Origin of the sequence: Alicycliphilus denitrificans K601, from assembly GCF_000204645.1 — a bacterium.
Lineage (GTDB): Bacteria > Pseudomonadota > Gammaproteobacteria > Burkholderiales > Burkholderiaceae_C > Alicycliphilus > Alicycliphilus denitrificans.
This window is the reverse complement of record NC_015422.1, coordinates 2,790,660-2,813,097: the sequence shown is the minus strand read 5'-3', so window position 1 is coordinate 2,813,097 and position 22,438 is coordinate 2,790,660. Positions and strand designations below refer to the sequence as shown.

The window sequence follows — 22,438 nt, the reverse complement described above, 5'->3', positions numbered from 1 at the left end:
AGCAAATCCCCAACCAAGCAGCAGTCCGCAGAACGTTTTTTGCGGATTCCGGGCGACCCGACTCATTTCGGAGAACCCAGTGCTTTCGTCTCTCAAGGCAGCTTTCCCGCCAGCCATCCTGGCGCTCGCAGACGGCACGGTCTTTATTGGCAATTCCATCGGTAGCATCGGCACCACCGTCGGCGAAGTGGTGTTCAACACCGCCATGACCGGCTACCAGGAAATCCTCACAGACCCCAGCTACTGCCAGCAAATCGTCACCCTGACCTATCCGCACATTGGCAACTACGGTGTCAATGACGAGGACATGGAGTCCGCCAAGGTGCAGGCCGCCGGCCTGGTCATCCGCGACCTGCCGCTGGTGGCCAGCAATTTCCGCGCGCAGCAGACCCTGCCCGAGTTCCTGAACGCTCAGGGCACGGTGGCCATCGCCAACGTCGATACCCGCAAGCTCACGCGCCTGCTGCGCGAGAAGGGCGCGCAAAACGGCGCCATCGTCGGCCTGGCTGCCGGCGAGTCTGTCACGCCCGAGCGCATCGCGGCGGCCGTGGCTGCCGCGCAGAAGGCGCCCAGCATGAGCGGGCTGGACTTGGCCAAGGTGGTCAGCACCCCGAAGTCCTATGACTGGGACCAGACCGAGTGGGCGCTGGGCAAGGGCTTCGGCCGCGCCGAGGCGCCGCGCTTTCATGTCGTGGCCTACGACTTTGGCGTCAAGCGCAACATCCTGCGCATGCTGGCCGAGCGCGGCTGCAAGCTGACCGTGGTGCCCGCGCAGACCACGGCGCAGGAGGCGCTGGCGCTCAAGCCCGACGGCATCTTCCTGTCCAACGGCCCCGGCGACCCGGAGCCCTGCACCTACGCTATCGAGGCCACGCGCGCCTTCCTGGCGGCCGGCATTCCGCTCTTCGGCATCTGCCTGGGCCACCAGATCATGGCGCTGGCCCTGGGCGCGCAGACCTTCAAGATGCCCCATGGCCACCATGGCGGCAACCACCCCGTGAAGACCCTGGCCAGCGGCCACGTGTGCATCACCAGCCAGAACCACGGCTTCGCCGTCGAGGCGGCCACGCTGCCGGCCAGCGTGCGCGCCACCCACGTCAGCCTGTTCGACGGCACGCTGCAGGGCCTGGAGTGCACCGACAAACCCGCCTTCAGCTTCCAGGGCCACCCCGAGGCTGCCCCCGGCCCGAACGACATAGGCCACCTGTTCGACCGCTTCATCGCCTCCATGGCGGCAGCAGGCCAGGAGAAGAAATAATGCCCAAGCGCACAGACATCCAAAGCATCCTCATCATCGGCGCCGGCCCCATCATCATCGGCCAGGCCTGCGAATTCGACTACTCCGGCGTGCAGGCCTGCAAGGCTCTGCGCGAGGAGGGCTACCGCGTCATCCTGATCAACAGCAACCCCGCGACGATCATGACCGACCCGGCCACGGCCGACGTGACCTACATCGAGCCCATCACCTGGCAGACGGTCGAGAAGATCATCGCCAAGGAGCGGCCCGACGCCATCCTGCCCACCATGGGCGGCCAGACGGCGCTCAACTGCGCGCTGGACTTGTGGCGCAACGGCGTGCTGAACAAATACCGCGTCGAGCTCATCGGCGCCAAGCCCGAGGCCATCGACAAGGCAGAGGACCGCCTGAAGTTCAAGGATGCGATGACGCGCATCGGCCTCGAATCCGCGCGTTCGGGCATTGCCCACAGCATGGACGAGGCCTGGGCCGTGCAGAAGCACGTGGGCTTTCCCACGGTGATCCGCCCGAGCTTCACGCTCGGCGGCACGGGCGGCGGCATCGCCTACAACCCCGAGGAGTTCGAGACCATCTGCAAGCGCGGTCTGGAGGCATCGCCCACCAACGAGCTGCTGATCGAGGAGTCGCTGCTGGGCTGGAAAGAGTACGAGATGGAGGTGGTGCGCGACAAGGCGGACAACTGCATCATCGTCTGCTCGATCGAGAACCTCGACCCCATGGGCGTGCACACGGGCGACTCCATCACCGTGGCTCCGGCGCAGACGCTGACCGACCGCGAGTACCAGATCCTGCGCGACGCCAGCATCGCCGTGCTGCGCGAGATCGGGGTGGACACCGGCGGCTCCAATGTGCAGTTCTCGGTCAACCCCAAGGACGGGCGCATGATCGTGATCGAGATGAACCCGCGCGTGTCGCGCTCCTCGGCGCTGGCCTCCAAGGCCACGGGCTTCCCGATCGCCAAGGTGGCGGCCAAGCTGGCCGTGGGCTACACGCTCGACGAGCTGCGCAACGACATCACGGGCGGCGCTACGCCGGCCTCGTTCGAGCCCACCATCGACTACGTGGTCACCAAGATCCCGCGCTTCGCGTTCGAGAAATTCCCCACCGCCGACAGCCGCCTGACCACGCAGATGAAAAGCGTGGGCGAGGTCATGGCCATGGGCCGCACCTTCCAGGAATCCTTCCAGAAGGCGCTGCGCGGCCTGGAAGTGGGCGTGGACGGCATGAACGAGAAGACCCAGGATCGCGAGCTCCTGGAGAAGGAGCTCGGCGAGCCCGGCCCCGAGCGCATCTGGTACGTGGGCGATGCCTTCGCCCAGGGCATGTCGGTCGACGAGGTGTTCGAGCTCACGAAGATCGACCGCTGGTTCCTGGTGCAGATCGAGCAGATCGTGAAGATCGAGCTCGACCTGGACAAGCTCTACGCCGACAAGGGCGACGCCGCGCTGGCCGCGCTCGATGCCGCGACGCTGCGCGCGCTCAAGCAGAAGGGCTTTTCCGACCGGCGCCTGGCCAAGCTGCTGCACACCAGCGAGAAGGCAGTACGCGACGCGCGACGCGCGTTGAACGTGCGCCCGGTCTACAAGCGCGTGGACACCTGCGCGGCAGAGTTCCCGACCAACACCGCCTACATGTATTCCACCTACGATGAGGAATGCGAGGCGGCTCCCACCGACAAGAAGAAGATCATGGTGCTGGGCGGCGGCCCGAACCGCATCGGCCAGGGTATCGAGTTCGACTACTGCTGCGTGCATGCGGCCCTCGCCATGCGCGAGGACGGCTACGAGACCATCATGGTCAACTGCAACCCCGAGACCGTGTCCACCGACTACGACACGTCCGACCGCCTGTACTTCGAGCCGCTCACGCTCGAAGACGTGCTGGAGATTGTGGACAAGGAAAAGCCCGAGGGCGTGATCGTGCAGTACGGCGGCCAGACGCCGCTCAAGCTGGCCCTGGGCCTGGAGCGCGAGGGCGTGCCCATCATCGGCACCACGCCCGACATGATCGACGCGGCCGAGGACCGCGAGCGCTTCCAGAAGCTGCTGGGCGACCTGGGCCTGCGCCAGCCGCCCAACGCCACGGCCCGCACCGAGGCCGAGGCCATGGAGAAGGCGTCCGCCCTGGGCTACCCGCTGGTCGTGCGCCCGAGCTACGTGCTCGGCGGCCGCGCCATGGAGATCGTGCACGAGCAGCGCGACCTGGAGCGCTACATGCGCGAGGCCGTGAAGGTGAGCAACGAATCGCCCGTGCTGCTGGACCGCTTCCTCTCCAACGCCATCGAGTGCGACGTGGACTGCGTGCGCGACGCCACGGGCGCGGTGTTCATCGGCGGCGTGATGGAGCACATCGAGCAGGCTGGCGTGCATTCGGGCGACTCGGCCTGTTCGCTGCCGCCGTACTACCTCAAGGCCGAGACGGTGGCCGAGATCAAGCGCCAGACCACTGCCATGGCCCATGGGCTGAACGTCGTCGGCCTGATGAACGTGCAGTTCGCGATCCAGGAGACCGATGCGGGCGACGTGATCTACGTGCTCGAGGTGAACCCGCGCGCCAGCCGCACCGTGCCCTTCGTGAGCAAGGCCACGGGCATCCAACTGGCCAAGGTCGCGGCGCGTTGCATGGCCGGCCAGAGCCTGGTGAGCCAGGGCGTGACCCGCGAGGTCACGCCGCCGTACTTCAGTGTGAAGGAGGCCGTGTTCCCGTTCGTGAAGTTCCCCGGTGTGGACACCATCCTCGGCCCCGAGATGAAGTCCACCGGCGAGGTCATGGGCGTGGGCACGACCTTCGGCGAGGCCTTCGTCAAGAGCCAGCTCGGCGCCGGCACGCGCCTGCCGCGCTCGGGCAAGGTGTTTCTGACCGTGAAGAACGCGGACAAGCCGCGCGCCGTATCCATCGCCCGCGACCTGGCGGCCATGGGCTTCGAGCTGCTGGCCACCAAGGGCACGGCCGCCGCGATCGCCGAGGCCGGCGTGTCTGTGCAGGTGGTCAACAAGGTCACCGAGGGCCGGCCGCACATCGTGGACATGATCAAGAACGACGAGATCGCCATGGTCATCAACACTGTGGAGGAGCGCCGCAACGCGATTGCCGACTCGCGCGCCATCCGCACCAGCTCGCTGGCTGCGCGCGTGACCACGTTCACGACCATCTTCGGCGCCGAGGCGGCCGTCGAGGGCATGAAGCACCTCGACACGCTCGACGTGTACTCGGTGCAGGAACTGCACGCGCGTCTTACCGCCGCGGCCTGAGCCCCACGCCGGATTGCGATGGATGATTGCCGCGGCAAACGCGGCATAATCCATCCATCACTGAATACCGCCGCGCGGCAACGCGCGGCGGTTTGCTTTTTGCTTCTGGAATCCGGAGACTGACCCATGGCCACCATTCCCATCACCAAGCGCGGCGCCGAACAACTCAAGCAGGAGCTGCACCGGCTCAAGACCGTCGAACGGCCCGCCGTGATCAACGCCATCGCCGAGGCGCGCGCCCAGGGCGACCTGAGCGAGAACGCCGAGTACGAGGCCGCCAAGGATCGCCAGGGCTTCATCGAAGGCCGCATCCTCGAAATCGAGGGCAAGCTGTCGGCGGCCCAGATCATCGATCCCTCTGAGCTCGACGCCGGCGGCCGCGTGGTCTTCGGCGCCACCGTGGAGCTGGAGGACGAGGACTCGGGCGAGGCCGTCAGGTACCAGATCGTGGGCGAGGACGAGGCCGACCTCAAGCACGGCCTGATCAACGTGTCCAGCCCCATCGCCCGTGCCCTGATCGGCAAGGAGGAGGGCGATACCGCCGAGGTGCAGGCCCCGGGCGGCGTGCGCCGCTATGAAGTCGTGTCGGTGAGCTACGTCTGATCATGGGCGCGCGCTTGCCGGTCCTCGCGGCTGCGCTGTGGTGGGGCAGTCTGTCGGCCATTGGCTTCGTGGCCGTGCCGCTGCTGTTCGCCCACCTGCCCACGTCGGCGATGGCGGGGAACGTGGCGGCGCGCCTGTTCGAGGCGCAGACTTACATTTCCATAGCGTGCTGCGCGCTGCTGCTGGTCGTTTCCAAGAAAAAACATGCTGAAAAGCCCGAGGAGTGGGCGCAGGCAGCTATGGTTTTCGTGATCGCAGGCCTGCTGCTGGCCCTGCTGGTGCAGTATGGCGTGGCGCCGCGCATCGTCGCCCGCCAGAACCTGCGCCTGTGGCATGGCGCGGGCAGCGCCATGTATGCGCTGCAGTGGCTGTGCGCGCTGCGCGTGCTGTGGAGCACCGCGCGCTCCTAGTCATTCACGCCAGTGCTCGGCCACCCAGGTGGCGGGCTCGATGTGGCGAAAGCGCCGGTTGCGTCGGCCGGCCAGGGCGTCGGGCGGATTGCATTCCCCGTGGAAAATCACGACGCGCGCGCCCTGGGGCACGAAGGGCTGCTTCCAGTAGTTCGTGGGCCAGCGCGGGATGCAGTGGTACTTGAAGCTGGGGCACCAGTCCTGGGGCCAGTAGGCGAGCTTGCCCTGCCTGTGCAGCATGTCGGACAGGTAGGCCTGCTCGTTGCGGAACCGGTGGCGGATCTCCTCGAAGTGGCCGCGGAAGTACTCCAGCACGTCCGGGTGCGCCCCCAGTTCGAAGCGGTACACCGAGGAATTGCCGGTGATGCGCCAGGGCCGCTTGTAGTCGTGGATGATGAGGAACTCGCCGGGCTGGGTGAAGAAATCGTCGAGCGGCCCCACCACCACCACGTCCACGTCCAGGAACAGGGCCGTGCCCTTGAGGCCGTACAGGTCGGCGGCAAAGGTGGCCAGCTTGTTCCAGCCGCGCTCGGGAATGCCGGAGGGCAGCTTCAGCGGCGGAATCGGCAGGCACTGCACCTCGTTCCTGATGTCCATGGTGTCGTCCGTCAGGCAGACGAAGTTGAAGTCGCCGCAGAGGTGGCGGCGCACCATGGCATAGAGCCGGTTGACGTACTCGGGGCCGTACTTCGTGCCCCACTTCATGCAGATCACATGGCGCTGCGGCGCGGCGGGGGCTGCCATCAGTCCGCCTGGCCCTTCTTGACCGATTTCTGCTTGGGCTTGGCGCGCTTGACCTGCCCGCCGCTGGTCAGGCGCTGGTTGCCCAGCACGCGCAGCTGCTTGACCTCGGGGCGCTGGCCGGGGCGGCCGAACTTGAGCACCTTCACGTCGCGCGGGCCGGGCTTGCGGTCCTCGTCCGCGGCCTTCTGCTTCTGCGCGACGGGGCGCCACAGCACCAGCAGCTTGCCGATGTGCTGGATGGGCGCCGCGCCCAGGTCGTGGGCCAGCTGCTGGTACATCGCCTCGCGCGCCGCGCGGTCATCGTTGAACACGCGCACCTTGATCAGGCCATGGGCGGCGAGCGCGGCATCGACCTCCTTTTGCACGGCGGGCGTGAGGCCGTCCCCCCCGATCAGGACCACGGGGTCCAGGTGGTGGGCATTGGCGCGGTGTTCCCGGCGCTCGGCCGGGGTCAGTTGGATTTGGGGCATGGCCGTATTATCTCAACCGCATGAAAGTCAAGACAAAAAGCAAGAAGGTGAACAAGGCGTGGCTCAACGACCATGTCAACGACACCTACGTGAAGCTCGCCCAGAAGGAGGGCTATCGCGCCCGCGCGGCCTACAAGCTCAAGGAGATCGACGAGCAGTTCGGGCTCATCAAGCCGGGCCACGTGGTGGTGGACCTGGGGTCGTCCCCGGGCGCATGGAGCCAGTACGTCCGCAGGCGCTTGTCGCCGGGGGGCGCCGCCATGGGGCAGCTGGACGGCACCATCATCTCGCTGGACATCCTGCCCATGGAGCCCATCGAGGGCGTGACCTTCCTGCAGGGGGACTTCCGCGACGAAGAGGTGCTCGCGCGCCTGCAACAGGCGGTGCAGGGCCGCCCGGTGGACGTGGTGGTGTCGGACATGGCGCCCAATCTCTCGGGCGTGGAGTCGGTCGATGCGGTGCGCATCGCCCACCTGATCGAGCTGGCCGTCGATTTCGCGGTGCACCACCTCAAGCCCGACGGCGCGCTGGTCGTCAAGCTGTTCCACGGCAGCGGTTACACCCAGCTGGTGCAGCTGTTCAAGGACACCTTCCGCGTGGTCAAGCCGGTCAAGCCCAAGGCGTCGCGCGACAAGTCGTCGGAGACCTTCCTGGTGGGGATCGGGCTCAAGCATCCCGCGTAGAGCCCGGGTTGACCATGGGCTATTCCGGGGTTAATGGGGCCTGGGCCAGGGTTGAAACGCCTAAAATGAACCCCAGATGCGCCAGGACGTCCCCGTCATGGCCGTTCACCTCTTTCTGAATCTGGAGCCCCGCTTGAACAATCAGTGGTTTTCAAAAGTCGCCGTCTGGCTGGTCATAGCCATGGTGCTCTTTACGGTGTTCAAACAGTTCGACACCCGGGTGGGCGCTGGCGCGGGAGCCATAGGCTATTCCGACTTCCTGGAGGACGTGCGCAGCCACCGCATCAAGAGCGTCACGATCCAGGAAGGGCCTGGTGGCGCCACCGAGATCCTGGCCACGACCAACGATGACCGGCGCATCCGCACCACGGCCACCTACCTGGACCGCGGCCTCGTGGGCGACCTGATCAACAACAACGTCAAGTTCGACGTCAAGCCACGCGAGGAGGGCTCGCTCCTCATGACCCTGCTGGTCAGCTGGGGCCCCATGCTGCTGCTCATCGGGGTGTGGGTGTACTTCATGCGCCAGATGCAGGGCGGCGGCAAGGGCGGCGCGTTCAGCTTCGGCAAATCGAAGGCGCGCATGCTCGACGAGAACAACAACACCGTCACCTTCGCCGACGTTGCGGGCTGCGACGAGGCCAAGGAGGAGGTGAAGGAAGTCGTAGACTTCCTCAAGGATCCGCAGAAGTTCCAGAAGCTCGGCGGCCGCATTCCGCGCGGCCTGCTGCTGGTCGGCCCTCCGGGCACCGGCAAGACACTGCTCGCCAAGTCCATCGCGGGCGAGGCCAAGGTGCCGTTCTTCTCGATCTCGGGCTCCGACTTCGTCGAGATGTTCGTCGGCGTGGGCGCGGCGCGCGTGCGCGACATGTTCGAGAACGCCAAGAAGAACGCCCCCTGCATCATCTTCATCGACGAAATCGACGCCGTGGGCCGCCAGCGTGGCGCGGGCCTGGGCGGCGGCAACGACGAGCGCGAGCAGACGCTGAACCAGATGCTCGTGGAGATGGACGGTTTCGAGACCAACCTTGGCGTGATCGTGGTGGCCGCCACCAACCGCCCTGACATCCTCGACGCCGCCCTGCTGCGCCCCGGCCGCTTCGACCGCCAGGTCTACGTGACGCTGCCCGACATCCGCGGCCGCGAGCAGATCCTGAACGTGCATATGCGCAAGATCCCCGTGGGCCAGGACGTGAACCCGGCCATCATCGCGCGCGGCACGCCCGGCATGAGCGGCGCCGACCTGGCCAACCTGTGCAACGAGGCCGCCCTGATGGCCGCGCGCCGCAACGCGCGCACCGTGGAGATGCAGGACTTCGAGAAGGCCAAGGACAAGATCATCATGGGCCCCGAGAGGAAGAGCATGGTCATGCCCGAGGAGGAGCGGCGCAACACCGCCTACCACGAGGCCGGCCACGCCCTCATCGGCAAGCTGCTGCCCAAGTGCGACCCGGTGCACAAGGTCACCATCATCCCGCGTGGCCGCGCGCTGGGCGTGACCATGAGCCTGCCCGAGAAGGACCGCTACTCCTACGACAAGGAGTACATGCTGAACCAGATCGCCATGCTCTTCGGCGGCCGCATCGCCGAGGAAGTGTTCATGCACCAGATGACCACGGGTGCGAGCAACGACTTCGAGCGCGCCACCAACTTGGCGCGCGACATGGTCATGAAGTACGGCATGAGCGAGGCGCTGGGCCCCATGGTGTACGCCGAGAACGAGGGCGAGGTGTTCCTGGGCCGCTCGGTCACCAAGACCACCAACATCAGCGAAGAGACCATGCAGAAGGTGGACGCCGAGGTGCGCCGCATCATCGACGAGCAATACGCCCTGGCCCGCAAGCTGATCGAGGACAACCAGGACAAGATGCACGCCATGGCCAAGGCCATGCTCGAGTGGGAGACCATCGACGCCGAGCAGCTCGACGACATCATGGCCGGCCGCGCGCCCCGTCCCCCGAAGGACTGGACGCCGCGCACGCCCTCGTCGGGCGGCGATGGTTCCGCCGGCGGCGGCACTCCCGCGGTCAAGCCCGATCCCGCGCCGTCGGCGGCCTGACCGCCGCGCCTGCGTCCAACGGGGCCTTGTGCCCCGTTTTGCCGTCTACCGGCCTGCCTTTCCCCACCATGCTCTGGCAAACCTCCCGCTTCGACCTGGACCTGACGCGCCCGCGGGTCATGGGGATCGTCAACGTCACGCCCGACTCCTTCTCAGACGGCGGCCGGCACGCCGGCACGCAGGCCGCGCTGCGCCACTGCGAGCGGTTGCTGGAGGAGGGGGCCGACATCCTCGACATCGGCGGCGAGTCCACCCGCCCCGGCAGCCCGGCCGTGCCCCTGGCCGAGGAGCTCGAGCGCGTCGTGCCGCTGGTGCGCGAGGCCGTGCGCCTGGGGGCCCCCATTTCCGTCGATACTTACAAGCCCGAGGTCATGCAGGCCGTGCTGGACCTGGGGGCCGACATCGTCAACGACATCTGGGCCCTGCGCCAGCCCGGGGCGGCGCAGGTCGTCGCGCGCCATGCGCGCTGCGGCGTGTGCCTGATGCACATGCACCGCGACCCGCAGACCATGCAAAGCGCGCCCATGGAGGGCGACGTGGTGCTCCAAGTGTTCTCGTTCCTGGAGCGCGCGGCGCTGGACCTGCGGACCCTGGGGGTCGAAAAGTCCCGCATCGTGCTGGACTGCGGCATCGGCTTCGGCAAGACCGTGGAGCAGAACTTCACCCTGCTCGCGCGCCAGCAGGAACTGCTGGCACTGGGTCATCCGCTGCTGGCCGGCTGGTCGCGCAAGTCGTCGCTGGGCAGCGTCACGGGCCTGCCTGTGCAGGAGCGCCTGGTGCCTAGCGTCGCGGCCGCGGTGCTGGCCGTGGAGCGGGGGGCGCGCATCGTGCGCGTGCACGACGTGCGCGAGACCGTCGCGGCCCTGGCCGTCTGGCAGGCGGTGCGATCGCAGAGCCATGGCGCAGCCCCTGCGGATGCGCGACCAACACCCATCGACAAGGAAGAACCAGGCCATGACGCGTAAATATTTCGGCACCGACGGCATCCGCGGCACCGTGGGGCAGGCCCCCATCACTCCCGACTTCGTGCTGCGCCTGGCGCATGCCGTGGGGCGCGTGCTGCGCCGCTCCGAGGCGCGCCCCACGGTGCTGATCGGCAAGGACACGCGTATCTCGGGCTACATGCTCGAAGCGGCGCTGGAATCGGGCTTCAACTCGGCCGGGGTGGACGTGATCCTGCTCGGGCCGCTGCCCACGCCCGGCGTGGCTTACCTCACGCGCGCGCAGCGCGCCAGCCTGGGGGTGGTCATCAGCGCCAGCCACAACCCGTATCCCGACAACGGCATCAAGTTCTTCAGCGCCCAGGGCACGAAGCTGCCCGACGCATGGGAGCAGGAGGTGGAGGCCGCGCTGGACGAGCCGCCCATGTGGGCCGATTCTGCGACGCTCGGCAAGACGCGCAGGCTCGACGACGCGGCGGGTCGCTACATCGAGTTCTGCAAGAGCACCTTCGCGCACGACCTCACGCTGCGCGGCCTGAAGATCGTGGTGGACGCCGCCCATGGCGCGGCCTACCACATCGCGCCCAAGGTGTTCCATGAGCTGGGCGCCGACGTCGTCGCCATCGGCTGCGCGCCCGACGGCCTGAACATCAACCACGAGGTGGGCGCCACGCACCCGGACGCGCTGGTGCGCGCTGTGCGCGCCAACCGCGCGGACTTCGGCATCGGGCTCGATGGCGACGCCGACCGCCTGCAGATGGTGGACGCCGACGGGCGCCTGTACAACGGCGACGAGCTGCTCTACCTCATGGCTGCCGACCGGCTGGCCCGCGACGAGCATGTGCCCGGCGTGGTGGGCACGCTGATGACCAACATGGCCGTGGAGCAGGCCCTGGTGCGCCGCGGCGTGAAGTTCGTGCGCGCCAAGGTCGGCGACCGCTACGTGCTGGAGGAACTGCAGCGCCAGCACTGGCTGCTGGGCGGCGAGGGTTCGGGGCACCTGCTGGTGCTGGACCGCCACACTACGGGCGACGGCCTGGTCAGCGCGCTGCAGGTGCTGCAGACTTGCGTGCGCAGCCAGAGGACGCTGGCGCAGCTGCTGGCCGACGTGCCGCTGTTCCCGCAAGTGCTGCTCAACGTGCGGCTCAATACGGGGCAGGACTGGACGGTCAACGAGGCCCTGGAGCGCACGACCCGCGAGGTGCAGGCCGAGCTGGGCGACAACGGCCGCCTGCTGGTGCGCGCCAGCGGCACTGAGCCCCTGCTGCGCGTGATGGTCGAGGCGCGCGACGCGGAGCAGGCCAGCCGCTGCGCCCAGCGCCTGGCGGATGCGGCCCGCGCGGGATGAGGCCGGCCGCTGCGGCGGTGAAGGGATGGTTTTGCTCTTGAAATGAGAGCTTGTGGCGCTTGCTCCATGGGCGCTTAGGGCACTTTTTATCTCAGGCCGCCTGGCAGCCCAGCCGATGCCGCTCCAGCTCCGCGGCGGGCAGGGGGCGGCTGAAGTAGTAGCCCTGGGCCTCGTCGCAGCCCTGTTCGCGCAGAAAGGCCAGCTGGTCCGCCGTCTCCACGCCTTCGGCCGTTGTGCGCATGCCCAGGGCCTGGGCCATGCGGATGATGGCGCTGACGATGGCGCGGTCGTTGCCGTCGTGGTCCAGGTCGCGCACGAACGACTGGTCGATCTTCAGCCGGTAGATCTGGAAGCGCTTGAGCTGGCTGAGCGACGAATAGCCCGTGCCGAAGTCGTCCATGGACAGCCGCACCCCCATGGTGTGCAGCTGCTCCATGCTGGCGATGGCCGTGTGGGGGTCGTCCACGGCCACGTTCTCGGTCAGCTCCAGCTCCAGCATGTGCGCGGCGATGCGGTGCTCGTGGAGCAGGTGCTCCACCATCTGCGGCAGTTGCGGCTGGCGCAGCTGCGTGGCCGACAGGTTCACGGCCATGGTCAGCCGCGGCAGCCCCGCCGCATGCCAGGCCTGCAGCTGGGCGAGGGCTGTGCGCAGCACCCACTCGCCGATGGGCAGGATCAGGCCGCTGTCCTCGGCCACGGGGATGAATTCCGCCGGCGACACCGAGCCCAGCTCGGGATGGTTCCAGCGCAGCAGCGCCTCCACGCCGTGCACCCTGCCCGTGGGCAGCGCGACCTGCGGCTGGTAGTGCAGCGAGAGCTGGTTGCGCTCCAGCGCGCGGCGCAGGGCGTTGGTCAGCTGCAGGGCGCGCGCCGACTGCTCCTGCATCTGCGGCGTGAAGAAGCAATAGTTGTTGCGCCCGCCGGCCTTGGCGCGGTACATGGCCGTATCGGCGCACTGGATCAGCGTCTCGAAGTCGCTGCCGTGCTCGGGGAACAGGGCGATGCCCATGGACAGGGCGAGCGACAGCTCGTGGTGGCCCACCTGCACGGGCTGCATGGCGGCCTCCTGCATCTTGGCCGCCACGCGCTCAGCGCCCTGGGCGTTCGCGCGCGGCAGCAGCAGCACGAACTCGTCGCCGCCCAGGCGCGCCACGGTGTCGCGCTCGCGCACGGTGCCCTGCAGGCGCCGGGCGATCTCCACCAGCAGGGCATCGCCCACGCGGTGGCCCAGCGAATCGTTGACATGCTTGAAGTTGTCCAGGTCGAGGAACATCACGGCCAGCGGCGTGCCGTTCTCCTGCGCCAGGCGGATGGCCTCCTCGCCCCGTTCGGCCAGCAGCACGCGGTTGGGCAGCTGCGTCAGGGCGTCGTAGTGCGCCATGCGGTAGATGCGCTCCTGGTCGCTGCGGCGGTCCTCGATCTCGCGCTGCAGCCGGCTCACCATGGCGCTGTCGAGCAGGGCCCGGGCATGCCTTTGCGCGTCGATGTCGTCGATGATCCAGAGCGAGCCTTCGCCGCTGTCGTGCGGGTTGATCAGCCGCCCCGTCAGGTGCGCCCAGAATAGGCGGCCGTCGCTGCGCCTGAGCTGGCGCTTGGTGCGGTAGGCCAGCCCCCGGGAGAGGTCCGGAAACGCCGCGCGCCCGAGTTCGCGGAAAGCGTCGCGGCTGGGGTGCAGGCCTTCGCTGCTGCGCCCTACGACCTCTTCGGGCGAGGCCAGGCCGAAGATGTTGGCGCAGTGCTGGTTGCAGCGCAGCACCGTGCGGTTGCGGATGAAGGCGATGCCCACCCCGGCGCTGTCCAGCAGCGCCTGCTGCTCGCGCAGGATGCGTTGAAGCGCCGTGGAAGAGGCCAGCCCGGGCGCGAGGGCGGCGAGGGGGTGGGACATGGACGAGAGTCCAGAGGGTTGAGGGAGGTAAACCGCTATTTGTACCAAATTGTATAGAGTTCCGCCCCTATTCCTTCCAGCCTGAAAGGAATAGAGGCATCGGCGAAGCCGGCCGACACGGCGCCGACATGCGCTCGACACCGCGGTGTCACATGCGGCGGGCACAGTGGCATGCACAGGAGCGCACCGGGCCCTGACGGTCGGGGCCAGTCCGCTCCTTGAGCAACCAGGAGTGTCCGATGAGCGATTCGCCGAACCCCGCCATGCCCCTGAGCCTTGGGGCGCCGCTTCATCGCCCATCACAAACCGCGGGCGCCGGTGCGCCGGCACGCGGCGGGGTGGAGGTGGCGTGGGCGCGACATCTCGACGAGGTCCGCGAAGCGCAACGGCTGAGGTTCGAGGTCTTCGCGTCCGAAATGGGCGCGCGCCTGCAGACCGTGGTGCCCGGGCACGACGTGGACCTGTTCGACGACTACTGCGAGCACCTGCTGGTGCGGGACGCCGCGACCCGGCAGGTGGTGGGCACCTACCGCGTGCTCACGCCGGCCCAGGCCAGGCGCACGGGCGGCACCTACAGCGACACCGAGTTCGACCTGGAGCGTCTGCACGGCCTGCGCGAGCGCATGGTGGAGCTGGGCCGCAGCTGCGTGCACCCGGAGCACCGCCACGGCGGCGTGATCCTGGCCCTGTGGGGCGCGCTGGCTGGCTTCATGGCACGCAACCGGCTCGACACCATGATCGGCTGCGCCAGTATTCCCATGCAGCATGGCGGCATCGTGACCGGCGACGTGGCGGCTAGCATCTGGCACCAACTGCGCCGGACGCACCTGGCCCTGCCCGAATACCGCGTGCTGCCGCGCCTGGCCCTGCCATTGGAGCACCTGGACGGCAGCCTGGACGTGGAGCCGCCGGCCCTGATCCGGGGGTACCTGCGCCTGGGCACGAAAGTCCTCGGGGCGCCGGCCTGGGACCCGGACTTCAACACCGCGGACCTGCCCATGCTCATGCGCCTGGCCGACCTGCCGCCGCGCTACCGCAGGCACTTCCTGGGGGAGTAAACCTAGAAACGGCGGTTGGATGCACCCGCCAGCACCACTCTCGACGCACCATGCGGCGTTGCTTCTCCTTGCGGGCACGAGCCCGCCGCGTCGTTGCGCCTTGCCTGACACGCCAATAGCGGCACCGGCGGGCGCATCCAACTGCCGTCTCTAGGTTGAAAAGAACAGACATTGCCGATGTGACGGGGGCAGGGCCGCTGTCACGCGCCTGTCACCTGCAAGGCAAATACTGGACGGCAACGTTCGTTACCTGCTTGAAGCCATGCCTCCTTTCCAGTCTTCGCCCGCCCCAGTCGAATCCGTGGAGGAGCGGGACGCAGAAGAGGCGGCCGGACGCGCCGCGGACGAGGCGCCGGCGCCCGCGCACTCGTTCCATCCGCTCGACCGTGACCACAGCATCCTGGCGTTCAACGAGCGCGTGCTGGACTGGGCCGTCCGCGAGGACGTGCCGCTGCTCGAGCGCCTGCGCTACCTGTGCATCGTCTCGTCCAACCTCGACGAGTTCTTCGAGGTGCGGGCAGCGGCCCATTTGGCGGCGGCCGAGGGCGGGGACGCCAAGGAGGGCTACAGCCTGCACTCCTTCGAGATCCTGGCCATCAAGGCCCACGACCTGGTGGCGCGGCAGTATGCGCTGTACAACGGCTCGCTGATCCCCGCCTTCGCGGCACACGGCATACGCATCGTCTCGCATGGCGAGCGCACGGGCGCGCAGCGGCGCTGGGTGCGCGAGTACTTCCGGCGCGACGTGCGGCCGCTGCTGATCCCCGTGGGGCTGGACCCGGCCCATCCGTTTCCGCAGGTGGCGAACAAGTCGCTGAACTTCATCGTCCGCCTGCGCGGGAGCGACGCCTTCGGGCGCGAGAACGAGATCGCCATCGTCAAGGTACCGCGCGCGCTGCCGCGCATCATGCGCCTGCCGCAGCAGGTGGCCCCGACTGGCGTGCAGTTCGTCAGCCTCTCCAGCATCATCCGCACGCACCTGGCGGACCTGTTCCCGGGCCGGGAGGTGTGCGAGTTCTCGCAGTTCCGCGTGACGCGCCATTCGGACCTGGCGGTGGACGAGGAAGACGTGCGCAGCCTGCGCACCGTGCTGCGCCAGGGCCTGCAGCACCGCCACTTTGGGCAGGCCGTGCGGCTGGAGGTGTCGTCCGGCTGCTCGGGCTTCCTCTCGGACTTCCTGCAGTCGCAGTTCGGGCTGCCCGCCGCGGCCCTGTACCGGGTGCAGGGGCCGGTCAACCTGGTGCGGCTGGTGCAGATGGTGGACCTCGTCAACGACCCCGCGCTGCTGTTCCCGCCCTGGCGCCCGGCGTGGCCGGCGCGGCTGCCGCGGTCCGCGTCGATCATGGCCGAGATGCGCCGGCGCGACCTGCTCATCCACCAGCCGTTCGAGAGCTTCGAGGGCGTGGTGGCCTTTCTGCGCGAGGCGGTGAACGATCCCCAGGTGCTGGCGATCAAGCAGACCATCTACCGCACGGGCGCGGACTCCGAGCTCATGGAGCTGCTGCGCGAGGCGGTACGCCGCGGCAAGGAGGTGACGGCCGTGGTGGAGCTCAAGGCGCGCTTCGACGAAGAGGCCAACATCAACTGGGCCGAGGCCCTGGAGTCGATCGGCGCGCAGGTGGTCTACGGCGTCGTGGGCCTCAAGACCCACGCCAAGATGCTGCTGGTGACGCGGCGCGAAGGCAGCCGCCTGCGGCGCTACGGCCACCTGTCCACCGGCAACTACAACCCGCGCACCGCGCGCCTGTACACCGACATCAGCTATCTGACGGCCAACGCGGAACTCACGGCGGACATGGACGCGGTCTTCGACCACCTGGCCAACCAGAACCGCCTGCCCAGGCTGCGGCAGCTCGTGATCGCGCCGTTCGCGCTGCACGGCTTCCTGACCGGCATGATCGACGCCGTGGGCCTTGCCGCCGAGCGTGGCGAGGGCGGCCGCATCGTGGCCAAGATGAATGCGCTGACGGACGCCGCCCTGATGCAGGCGCTCATGCGCGCCGCGCAGCGCGGCGCGCGCGTGGACCTCATCGTGCGCGGCGCCTGCATGCTGCCCGCGGGCGTGCCCGGGGTGACCGACAACATACGCGTGCGCTCGGTCATAGGGCGGTTCCTGGAGCACACACGCGTGTTCTATTTCCGCGGCGGCGCGAAGGAGGACCTGTACCTGTCCAGCGCGGACTGGATGAACCGCAACATGCTGCGCCGCGTGGAACTGGCCTGGCCCGTGACCGACAGGAAGCTGCGCCAACGCATCATCGACGAGTGCCTGGTGGCCTATTTGCACGACGACCGGGACGCATGGCGCCTGGAGCCCGACGGCAGCTACCGCCGCGCGCCCCGCGCGCTGGACGGCCAGGGCGCCCAGAACGCGCTCATGGCGCGCTACGCGCCCATGGCGGCGGGCGCCGCCGCACACGGGAAGGGGGGTGCGTGATGGACCTCATACTCTGGCGCCACGCCGAGGCGGAAAGTCTTTCCGAACACGGGGATGACCCGGAGCGGCCCCTGACGCCGCGCGGCGAGAAGCAGGCGGCACGCATGGCCGTCTGGCTGGACCGCCAGCTGCCCGACGGCCTGCGCGTGCTGGCCAGCCCGGCGCGCCGCACCGAGCAGACGGTCCGCGCGCTGGGCCGCAAGTACAAGCTGCGGGCCGAGCTGCTGCCCGGCGGCAGCCCCGACGACCTACTGGAACTGGTCCAGTGGCCCCGCACGCGCGGCGCGGTGCTCGTCGTGGGCCACCAGCCCATGCTGGGCCAGGTGGTGGCGCGGCTGCTGGGCATGCAGACGCAGGAATGCTCCATGCGCAAGGGGGCGGTGTGGTGGCTGAGGCGCCGGCAGCGGCAGGAGAGTGTCGAAACCATCCTGCTCGCGGTGCAGTCGCCGGATCATCTCTAAGGCATTAGATATTTGGATGAAATTTGGCTTTGGCGCTTGCCAGACAAGCCTTAGAGCCAAATTCAGTCCAAAAGAATCACGAAAGATCAGCCACGAACTCCCAGGGCGTCTTCTGCCACGCGCAGCCCTCCTCGCGCAGCAGGTGCGCGGACTGGGGATAGCTGGCGGACCAGCCCTGGCGCGACCGCACGATGCAGCGGCGGCCCTCCAGGCGCAGGGTGATGCCTTGCACGTCGGGCGCGCGGCGCGCGTGGCACAGGGCCACGGCGGTGCGAAGGCACATGAGCTGCAGCGCGAACACCGGGTCGTCGAGGTCGGCGGCCTGCAGCTTGCGCAGCTTGCCACGGTGCCCCAGCACCAGCAGGCTCAGGCGGTGGAGCTCGGGCAGCGCGAACCCGGCCGCATCGGCATGGTCGAGGATGTAGGCGCCGTGGTGATGGTAGTCGCTGTGCGAGATGCGGCGGCCGATCTCGTGCAGGCGCGCGGCCCAGCCGAGCTTGCGCGCGGCGCGCTCGCTGCCGGGCGGGGCGGCATCCAGGAAGAGGCGGCAGGCCAGCTGCGCGACGCGCTCGGCGTGTCCGTTGTCCACGGCGAAGCGCTGCATGAGCGCGCGCACGCTGTCCGAGCGCAGGTCGGTCTCCGGCTGCTCGCGGTCGAGCAGGTCGTAGAGGGCTCCCTGGCGCAGCGCGCCCTGGGCCACGGCCATCTGGTCTATGTCGAGCAGCTCGAAGACGGCTCGCACGATGCTTACGCCGCCGCCGATCACGGGGCGGCGGTCGTCCTTGAGCCCGTCCAGGCGCAGGCGGTCGACATGGCGCGCGCGCAGCAGCTGCTCCCGCAGCCAGTCCAGGCCGTCGCGCCGTATCACTCCCTTCTCTCCCCCCGCGGCCGCGAGGATGGCGCCCACCGCGCCCACGGTCCCCGAGGCGCCGTAGGCCACGTCCCAGGCGCCGCGCTGGTAGCTGCCGATGGCCTCGTCCAGCACGGCTTTGGCCGCGGTCTCCGCGGATTCGAAGGCCTGCCGCGTGAGCGCGCCGTCGGTGAAATGGCGCGCCGACCAGGCGACGCTGCCCACGCGGCAGGACGCCACCGTGCTGGGGGTGAACTGCCGCCCCAGGATCAGCTCGGTCGAGCGCCCGCCGATGTCCACCACCAGCCGCCTTTCGTCCGATTGCGGCAGCAGCCGGGCGACGCCCTGGTAGATGAGCCGCGCCTCCTCGGGGCCGGAGACGATGTTGATGGGAAAGCCCAGGATCTTGCTGCCGCGCGTGATGAAGTCCTCGCGGTTGCGCGCCTCCCGCAGGGTCTGCGTGGCCACCGCGCGCACGTGGTGGCGCGGGAACCCGGCCAGGCGCTCAGCGAAGCGGGCAAGGCAGTCCCAGCCCCGCTGCATGGCGGCGGGCGTCAGGTTGCGGTCTTCGTCGAGGCCGCCGCCCTGGCGCACCGTTTCCTTGAGGTATTCGACGCGGTGGATCTGCCGATGGTCGAGGCGGCCGATTTCGAGACGAAAGCTGTTGGAGCCCAGGTCCACGGCCGCGAGCAATGTTCCGTCCTGCATGAGATGCGTGCTGTGCGCGGGTTTTCAAGCACCGCAGCATAGCGCCCCGCGGGGCGTGGGGGCGAGGGGCAGGGCGGCTTGGAGGGGCATGGTGGAGTGGGTGTTTCGTGACCGGCGGCGGGAGAGTACGCGGCGTTTGCGACAGCCGCGTGACATTCCCGTGGCAGGGCTCCGGCGATGGCGGACGGGTGTCACGGCGATGTCACAAACGACACCTAGAGTGGCGGCATCGAGTTTTTTCAACCAAGAGGTCTGTTTCATGAAACTCTCCGCGATTCGGGTTCTGGCGTCTGGTGTGGTGGCCATGGGTGCCTTCTCCAGCGCCTGGGCGCAGCAGGAAGCAACGGGCGCGGGCGCCAGCTTTCCCGCGCCGCTGTATGCCAAGTGGGCGGCCGACTACCACAAGGCGACCGGCGTGAAGATCAACTACCAGTCCGTGGGCTCGGGCGCCGGGCTGCGCCAGATCGAGGCCAAGACGGTGGATTTCGGCGCGTCCGACGCGCCGCTGAAGGACGACGAGCTCGCGAAGAAGGGCCTGGTGCAGTTCCCCACCGTGATCGGCGGCATCGTGCCCGTGGTCAACATCAAGGGCATGCAGCCCGGCCAGCTCAAGCTCAGCGGCCAGGTGCTCGGCGACATCTACCTGGGCAAGATCACCAAGTGGAACGACGAGGCCATCAAGGCCCTGAACCCCGGGCTGAATCTGCCCGACGCGACCATAGCCCCGGTGCGCCGCGCGGACGGCTCGGGCACCACCTTCGGCTTCACGAACTACCTGTCCAAGGTGAACGCCGAGTGGAAGGACAAGGTGGGCGAGGGCACGGCCGTGAACTGGCCCCTGGGCGCCGGCGGCAAGGGCAACGAGGGCGTGGCCGCCTTCGTGGGCCGTCTGCCCAACTCCATCGGCTACGTGGAGTACGCCTACGTCAAGCAGAACAGGCTGACGTTTGCGCAGCTGCAGAACAGTGCCGGCCAGTTCGTGTCCCCCGACGAGGCCACGTTCAAGGCGGCTGCCGCGGGCGCGGACTGGAGTAAGAGCTTCTACCAGATCCTCACGAACCAGCCCGGCAGGCAGGCCTGGCCCATCACCTCGGCCACCTTCATCCTGATGCACAAGGCGCAGGACAAGCCGGCGCAGGCCGCCACGGCGCTGAAGTTCTTCGCGTGGGCGTACAAAGAGGGCGACAAGACCGCCGCCGACCTGGACTACGTGAGCATGCCCGAGAGCGTCAAGGCCGTGATCATGAAGTCCTGGGCCGATATCAAGGACGGCGCGGGCCAGCCCATCGTCCTGAAGTAATCTGGCGGGCATTGCGGCCCCTCCGGGGGGCCGCCCTGCGCATCCTTTGACGAGGCAACCACCGTGTCCACTACGCTGACCACCCGCCAGGCGCCGCCGCAGGCGGCCGCCGACGCCTTCGGCGGCTCCCTGCCGCCGCGCGCCGGCATGTTCGCCGGCGCCCTGGCCGACCGCATCTTCGCCGCCCTGGCGCGCGGCGCGGCGCTGCTCACGCTGGCGCTGCTGCTGGGCATCCTGGCCTCGCTGGTGCATGGCGCCTGGCCGGCCATCGAGCGCTACGGCCTGGACTTCCTGGTGCGCAGCCAGTGGGACCCGGCGGGCAACGAATACGGCGGCCTGGTGATGATCTACGGCACGCTGGCCACGTCCTTCATCGCGCTGCTGATCGCCGTGCCGGTGAGCTTCGGCATCGCGCTGTTTCTCACCGAGCTCTCGCCCACCTGGCTCAAGCGCCCGCTGGGCACGGCCATCGAGCTGCTGGCGGCCGTGCCCTCCATCGTCTACGGCATGTGGGGCCTGATGGTGTTCGGCCCCATCCTCGCCACCTGGGTGCAGCAGCCGCTGCAGGCGCTGCTCTCCGGCGTGCCGTACCTGGGGGCGCTGGTGTCGGGGCCGCCCGTGGGCATAGGCATCCTGTCGGCGGGCATCATTCTGGCCATCATGATCATTCCCTTCATCGCCTCGGTGATGCGCGACGTGTTCGAGGTCACGCCGGCCCTGCTCAGGGAGTCGGCCTACGGCCTGGGCGCCACCACCTGGGAGGTGGTGTGGAAAGTGGTGCTGCCCTACACCAAGACCGGCGTGCTGGGCGGCATCATGCTCGGCCTGGGCCGCGCGCTGGGCGAGACCATGGCCGTCACCTTCGTGATCGGCAACATGAACCAGCTCAATTCGCTGTCGATGTTCGAGGCCGCCAACAGCATCACCTCGGCCCTGGCCAACGAGTTCGCCGAGGCCGGCGAGGGCCTGCACCAGGCGTCCCTCATCTACCTGGGGCTGGTGCTGTTCTTCATCACCTTCGTGGTGCTGTCCCTGTCCAAGCTGCTGCTGGCACGCCTGAAGAAGAACGAAGGAGCGCGCGCATGAGCACCTCGCGGAAGCTGATCGCAGGCGCCGACCTGGCGCAGGCGCGCCAGGCCCGCTACGCGGCGCGCAAGCGCATGAACCAGGTGGCGCTGGCCCTGTCGCTGCTGGCCATGGCGTTCGGCGTGTTCTGGCTCGTGTGGATACTGTGGGAGACCATGCGCCTGGGCCTGGGGGGGCTGAGCGCGTCCCTGTTCACGCAGACGACCCCGCCGCCCAACGAGGCGGGCGGGCTGGCCAACGCCATCTTCGGCTCCTTCGTCATGGTGCTGCTGGCCACCTTCGTGGGAACGCCCATAGGCATCATGGCTGGCGTGTACCTGGCCGAGTACGACCCGCGCGGCTGGCTCGCGGCCACCACGCGCTTCGTCAACGACATCCTGCTGTCCGCGCCCAGCATCGTCATCGGCCTGTTCGTGTACGCCGTGGTCGTGGCCCGCTTCAAGAGCTTCTCGGCCTGGGCGGGCATCATGGCGCTGGCGCTGATCGTGATTCCGGTGGTGATACGCACCACCGAGAACATGCTGGTGCTGGTGCCCGCCAGCCTGCGCGAGGCCGCCTACGCGCTGGGCGCGCCCAAGTGGAAGGTGATCCTCAAGGTGACGCTGCGCGCCGCCCGCGCAGGCGTCATCACGGGCGTGCTGCTGGCCGTGGCGCGCATCTCGGGCGAGACCGCGCCGCTGCTGTTCACGGCGCTCAACAACCAGTTCTGGAACTCGGACCTCTCCAAGCCCATGGCCAGCCTGCCGGTCACCATCTTCAAGTTCGCCATGAGCCCGTACGAGAACTGGCAGCAGCTGGCCTGGGCCGCGGTGTTCCTCATCACGCTGGCGGTGCTCGGGCTGAACATACTGGCCCGCGTGCTCACGCGCCAAAAGTAAAGAAGCAG

At 68.4% G+C, this 22,438-nt stretch carries 18 protein-coding genes; 14 read left to right on the top strand and 4 right to left on the bottom strand.

Translation table 11 applies throughout. The annotated features are described in order from the left end of the window. Positions 1-79: 79 nt before the first annotated feature. From carA to ALIDE2_RS13355, 4 genes are all read left to right on the top strand, one after another. A complete protein-coding gene (carA, locus tag ALIDE2_RS13370) occupies positions 80-1,258 on the top strand; it encodes a glutamine-hydrolyzing carbamoyl-phosphate synthase small subunit (protein WP_013722264.1) in 1,179 nt (392 codons plus the stop codon). Then, on the top strand, positions 1,258-4,509 hold the full coding sequence (carB, locus tag ALIDE2_RS13365) for a carbamoyl-phosphate synthase large subunit (RefSeq protein WP_013519328.1): 3,252 nt from the start codon (positions 1,258-1,260) through the stop codon (positions 4,507-4,509). The genes carA and carB overlap by 1 nt, the downstream gene beginning before the upstream one ends. 126 nt (positions 4,510-4,635) lie before the next feature. Continuing rightward, positions 4,636-5,112 (top strand): transcription elongation factor GreA, encoded by a 477-nt coding sequence (greA, locus tag ALIDE2_RS13360; RefSeq protein WP_013519327.1) that lies wholly within the window; start codon positions 4,636-4,638, stop codon positions 5,110-5,112. A gap of 2 nt (positions 5,113-5,114) precedes the next feature. Beyond that, positions 5,115-5,522, top strand: a complete 408-nt coding sequence (locus tag ALIDE2_RS13355) for a DUF4149 domain-containing protein (protein WP_013519326.1) — start codon at positions 5,115-5,117, stop codon at positions 5,520-5,522. Here the strand turns inward: ALIDE2_RS13355 and ALIDE2_RS13350 are convergent, their stop codons facing one another. Both ALIDE2_RS13350 and ALIDE2_RS13345 read right to left on the bottom strand, forming a co-directional pair. Further along, positions 5,523-6,266, bottom strand: coding sequence for a hypothetical protein (locus ALIDE2_RS13350; RefSeq protein ID WP_013519325.1), 744 nt, complete (start codon positions 6,264-6,266; stop codon positions 5,523-5,525). After that, a complete protein-coding gene (locus tag ALIDE2_RS13345; protein WP_013519324.1) occupies positions 6,266-6,736 on the bottom strand; it encodes a YhbY family RNA-binding protein in 471 nt (156 codons plus the stop codon). Before ALIDE2_RS13345 ends, ALIDE2_RS13350 begins: the two co-directional genes overlap by 1 nt. Positions 6,737-6,756: 20 nt before the next feature. On the opposite strand from ALIDE2_RS13345, the gene ALIDE2_RS13340 reads away from it, so the two are divergent. From ALIDE2_RS13340 to glmM, 4 genes are all read left to right on the top strand, one after another. Beyond that, positions 6,757-7,419: an RlmE family RNA methyltransferase gene (locus ALIDE2_RS13340; protein ID WP_013519323.1), complete on the top strand. Its 663-nt coding sequence runs from the start codon at positions 6,757-6,759 to the stop codon at positions 7,417-7,419. 133 nt (positions 7,420-7,552) lie between these two features. After that, entirely contained in the window at positions 7,553-9,478 is a 1,926-nt protein-coding gene (gene ftsH, locus ALIDE2_RS13335; protein ID WP_041701512.1) for an ATP-dependent zinc metalloprotease FtsH, read from the top strand. Positions 9,479-9,546: 68 nt separating this feature from the next. Continuing rightward, a complete protein-coding gene (gene folP, locus ALIDE2_RS13330; protein ID WP_013519321.1) occupies positions 9,547-10,443 on the top strand; it encodes a dihydropteroate synthase in 897 nt (298 codons plus the stop codon). Continuing rightward, positions 10,433-11,767, top strand: a complete 1,335-nt coding sequence (gene glmM, locus ALIDE2_RS13325; RefSeq protein WP_013519320.1) for a phosphoglucosamine mutase — start codon at positions 10,433-10,435, stop codon at positions 11,765-11,767. Before folP ends, glmM begins: the two co-directional genes overlap by 11 nt. A gap of 91 nt (positions 11,768-11,858) precedes the next feature. Here the strand turns inward: glmM and ALIDE2_RS13320 are convergent, their stop codons facing one another. Next, positions 11,859-13,652: a putative bifunctional diguanylate cyclase/phosphodiesterase gene (locus ALIDE2_RS13320; RefSeq protein WP_013519319.1), complete on the bottom strand. Its 1,794-nt coding sequence runs from the start codon at positions 13,650-13,652 to the stop codon at positions 11,859-11,861. A 239-nt stretch (positions 13,653-13,891) separates the two neighbouring features. On the opposite strand from ALIDE2_RS13320, the gene ALIDE2_RS13315 reads away from it, so the two are divergent. From ALIDE2_RS13315 to ALIDE2_RS13305, 3 genes are all read left to right on the top strand, one after another. Further along, positions 13,892-14,710 (top strand): GNAT family N-acetyltransferase, encoded by an 819-nt coding sequence (locus tag ALIDE2_RS13315; protein ID WP_013722263.1) that lies wholly within the window; start codon positions 13,892-13,894, stop codon positions 14,708-14,710. Positions 14,711-14,972: 262 nt separating this feature from the next. Continuing rightward, positions 14,973-17,147, top strand: coding sequence for a polyphosphate kinase 1 (gene ppk1 / locus ALIDE2_RS13310; protein ID WP_013722262.1), 2,175 nt, complete (start codon positions 14,973-14,975; stop codon positions 17,145-17,147). Continuing rightward, positions 17,147-17,608 carry a SixA phosphatase family protein gene (locus ALIDE2_RS13305; protein ID WP_013519316.1) on the top strand — a complete coding sequence of 154 codons (462 nt, stop codon included), beginning with the start codon at positions 17,147-17,149 and terminating at the stop codon, positions 17,606-17,608. Before ppk1 ends, ALIDE2_RS13305 begins: the two co-directional genes overlap by 1 nt. A gap of 76 nt (positions 17,609-17,684) precedes the next feature. On the opposite strand, the gene ALIDE2_RS13300 is transcribed toward ALIDE2_RS13305, so the two are convergent. Beyond that, a complete protein-coding gene (locus tag ALIDE2_RS13300) occupies positions 17,685-19,166 on the bottom strand; it encodes a Ppx/GppA phosphatase family protein (RefSeq protein ID WP_013519315.1) in 1,482 nt (493 codons plus the stop codon). 259 nt (positions 19,167-19,425) lie between these two features. On the opposite strand from ALIDE2_RS13300, the gene pstS reads away from it, so the two are divergent. From pstS to pstA, 3 genes are all read left to right on the top strand, one after another. Continuing rightward, positions 19,426-20,466 (top strand): phosphate ABC transporter substrate-binding protein PstS, encoded by a 1,041-nt coding sequence (pstS, locus tag ALIDE2_RS13295; RefSeq protein ID WP_013722261.1) that lies wholly within the window; start codon positions 19,426-19,428, stop codon positions 20,464-20,466. Positions 20,467-20,613: 147 nt separating this feature from the next. Continuing rightward, positions 20,614-21,552 carry a phosphate ABC transporter permease PstC gene (gene pstC / locus ALIDE2_RS13290; protein WP_041701508.1) on the top strand — a complete coding sequence of 313 codons (939 nt, stop codon included), beginning with the start codon at positions 20,614-20,616 and terminating at the stop codon, positions 21,550-21,552. Next, on the top strand, positions 21,549-22,430 hold the full coding sequence (pstA, locus tag ALIDE2_RS13285; RefSeq protein ID WP_013519312.1) for a phosphate ABC transporter permease PstA: 882 nt from the start codon (positions 21,549-21,551) through the stop codon (positions 22,428-22,430). Before pstC ends, pstA begins: the two co-directional genes overlap by 4 nt. Positions 22,431-22,438: the final 8 nt, after the last annotated feature.